The organism is Microcystis sp. LEGE 08355, from assembly GCF_015207185.1.
Taxonomy (GTDB): Bacteria; Cyanobacteriota; Cyanobacteriia; order Cyanobacteriales; family Microcystaceae; genus Microcystis; species Microcystis panniformis.
Genome location: NZ_JADEXI010000555.1, coordinates 1 through 3,069 on the forward strand (window position 1 = coordinate 1; position 3,069 = coordinate 3,069).

Genomic DNA, 3,069 nt, shown 5'->3' on the forward strand with positions numbered 1-3,069 from the left:
AGGAAAGATTCTCTTTTACTCCAAGCAACTGAGAAATTGTATAACGACGATGCCCATTAGCAGTCCGTTCTGGAATTAGTTTACCTTCAGACTCCCAACGCCTTAACGTCGATACGCTTACACCTTTCAATTTAGCGGCTTCCGATATGGTTAACTTACTCATAGAACGATTATAGCACAAGTCATGAGTAATTTTGGCTAATATTAGTTAGGTTTTTGGCTTCTGTATTTAACCCTCGCTATTCATTCCCCCGATTCTCAGGTTTCTTCTAGCAATCAACGGATTCACCTCCTCAATCCCGCTCTGGAAGATCAGATTAATTGGGCATCGGATCAAGTAGAAATTCATATTCTCAAAGACGGAACCCGAATTTTTACGGGATTTTGGGGACAGATTATCTCTTGATCAGGCCCAGAATCAGTGAGCAGTCTAGGAATTTAGGATCACAGATACCCTAACATCAATTCCTCGACTAAATCAAAATTAGCCGTCACCGATTGCACATCATCGAGGGATTCTAGGGTGTCGATTAACTTCAATAAAAAACGGGCCTGCTCTCGATCGCTCACTTCTAGGGTATTAGTGGGAATCCAGCGTAATTCTGCTTCTTTGACCTTAAATCCCGCTGCTTGCAGAACCTTATTCAATCTCTCCAGGTTAGACACCTCAGTAAACACTTCTGCTCCTTGACCTTCCTCCTCGCTGTCAAAAAACTCGTAGGATTGGGCCTGGCCCTCTAGGGAAGCTTCTAAAAGCCTATCCTCATCAATAGTTCCCTCAAGGCGAATTACCCCCTTATGGTCAAACATCCAGCCCACACAGCCCGTTTCACCTAAATTACCGCCATTTTTGCTAAAAGCCGCCCGCAGATCTGCGGCCGTGCGATTGCGATTATCGGTCAGTGCTTCGATCAGGATCGCCACACCCCCGGGACCATAACCCTCGTAGCGAATTTCCTCAAAAGCTGAGTCATTTTCCCAAGTTCCCGCCCCTTTAGCGATCGCTCTTTCGATATTGTCATTAGGAATACCGGCCGCCTTGGCTTTTTCGATCGCCGTGCGTAGCTGAAAATTGCCCGCCGGATCGGGAACACCGTTACGGGTAGCCACGATAAGGGCCCGGGATAACTGGGTGAAAGTTTGCCCTTTTTTGGCGTCAACCCGGGCTTTTTGTCGTTTAATATTTGCCCATTTACTATGACCAGCCATATCTATCTAAGATATCCAACATCAAAAATCTAGCAGATCGATCGCTCTTGGTAAATCGGGGGATAATTGTCAACGAGTGCCGGGTAATGATAATAAATCCTGTTGAGAAACTATAGGGGGGGCGGCTAGTCCGAGCATTTGTACTAAAATTCCCGATAGGCGGTTTAAATGCAGTACAGCTTATTATAGAAAAGGTTGATCAATCAGGGGGCAATATGGCGCAATTTTCTCGCAAAACTCTACTAACCTTGTTTGCTAGTATATTAGTATTATTATTTTGCTTGGCTCCGGCCCAAGCGCTAAGTTATAATAACCGCAATTTGACCAATAATGACTTTGCAGGGCAGGATTTGCGCGATTCCACCTTCGATCATTCTAATCTGCGCGGTAGTAACTTCAGTCATGCCAATCTAGAAGGAGTGCGCTTTTTTTCGGCCAACTTGGAGGGGGCCGACTTTAGCGATGCCAATATGAGAAATGTGGATTTAGAATCGGCCCGTTTAACCAAAGCCAACTTTACCAATGCGGTTCTCGAAGGAGCTTTTGCCACTAACATTTTAATCAAAGGTGCAATTATCGACGGGGCCGATTTTACCGATGCAATTATTCGCTCCGATGTGGAAAAATATCTTTGTGAGAGAGCCACGGGAACTAACCCAGTAACTGGCAGAAATACCCGCGATACCCTATTTTGTCCCTAATCGCGCTGTCAAGACCGATCGAATCTAGAGCCAGATCGGCCATAATTGCTGTAAGCTAGTATTCGATTTTTTAACAAAACCTTTAGAATAGACTTTCAAGTCAGTTCGATCGATCAGTCCCCTCTTGGAAAAAGGAAATTGTAACCATCGTGTCCACCAGTACCCTCGGCAATCAAGACAAAGAGCAGCAGTCCAGTAGTTCCCCCGATAGCTTTCTTCAGGGAGTCTCTAGAGTTGCAGGGGGAACCGCTCTGGGCCTGTTGATGGTATCCACGGCCGTGGTGACGGGGGCTGTGGTAGGATTAGCGATTAGTTACCGCAATCTACCCGATGTGAGGATTTTACGCGGTTACGTTCCCACGGAAACCAGTTATATCTACGATGTTAAAGGCAGACCCCTGACCAGCTTACACGGGGAAGCGAATCGGGAAGTGGTGGAACTCGATCAAATTTCTCCCAATCTAAAACGCGCCGTGATGGCGATCGAAGATAGCCATTTTTATCACCATCGTGGTATTAATCCTAATAGTATCGGCCGGGCAGTAGTGGCTAACTGGAAAAGTGGCGGTGTGGTAGAAGGTGCATCTACCCTCACCATGCAGTTAGTCAAAAATATCTTTCTTTCCCATCAGCGTACTGTTAGCCGTAAATTAGCCGAGGCAGTCCTGGCAGTACGAGTGGAACAGGTTTTTAGCAAAAATGACATTCTGGAAATGTACCTTAATAATATCTATTGGGGTCATAATAATTACGGAGTGCAAACCGCCGCTAAAAGTTATTTTAATAAACCCGCCTCCGAGTTAAATTTATCAGAATCGGCGATGATGGCGGGAATAATCCAAGCGCCGGAAGTTTATAGTCCTTTTAATAATTATAAAACCGCCAAGGAAAGACAGGCACTGGTTCTCAGTCGGATGCGTACTTTAGGTTGGATTACCCCCGCACAGGAAGAGGCCGCTTTAAAGGAACCTCTGAAACTGGGTAAACCCACCGCTTGGCAAGAAAGTAAATTACCCTACGTTACCGATGCAGTGGTGGCAGAATTGCGGCAAAAATTTGGCAAGGAAACCCTAACTAAAGGGGGAATGCGGATTCAAACCACGATCGATCTCGACTTTCAAAACATGGCCGAGTCCACCATTCAAAGGGCCTATAATAG

4 protein-coding genes and 1 pseudogene are annotated in these 3,069 nt (G+C 45.7%); 3 read left to right on the forward strand and 2 right to left on the reverse strand.

Features of this window, described 5'->3' with window-relative positions:
* Window positions 1-163: helix-turn-helix domain-containing protein (locus IQ242_RS20975; RefSeq protein ID WP_193961279.1), on the reverse strand; the 163-nt coding region annotated here is incomplete at its 3' end.
* Between the two features lie 69 nt (window positions 164-232).
* Here IQ242_RS20975 and IQ242_RS26430 point away from each other — a divergent pair.
* Window positions 233-406: pseudogene (locus tag IQ242_RS26430) on the forward strand (ribonucleoside-triphosphate reductase); the annotation flags it as partial.
* A 38-nt stretch (window positions 407-444) separates the two neighbouring features.
* On the opposite strand, the gene IQ242_RS20980 reads toward IQ242_RS26430, so the two are convergent.
* Window positions 445-1,209, reverse strand: a complete 765-nt coding sequence (locus IQ242_RS20980; protein WP_193961280.1) for a YebC/PmpR family DNA-binding transcriptional regulator — start codon at window positions 1,207-1,209, stop codon at window positions 445-447.
* Window positions 1,210-1,424: 215 nt separating this feature from the next.
* On the opposite strand from IQ242_RS20980, the gene IQ242_RS20985 reads away from it, so the two are divergent.
* Together IQ242_RS20985 and IQ242_RS20990 are read left to right on the forward strand one after the other, a co-directional pair.
* Window positions 1,425-1,910 (forward strand): pentapeptide repeat-containing protein, encoded by a 486-nt coding sequence (locus tag IQ242_RS20985; RefSeq protein ID WP_193961281.1) that lies wholly within the window; start codon window positions 1,425-1,427, stop codon window positions 1,908-1,910.
* Between the two features lie 149 nt (window positions 1,911-2,059).
* Window positions 2,060-3,069 (forward strand): transglycosylase domain-containing protein (locus IQ242_RS20990; protein ID WP_193961282.1); only part of this gene is annotated, 1,010 nt, incomplete at its 3' end.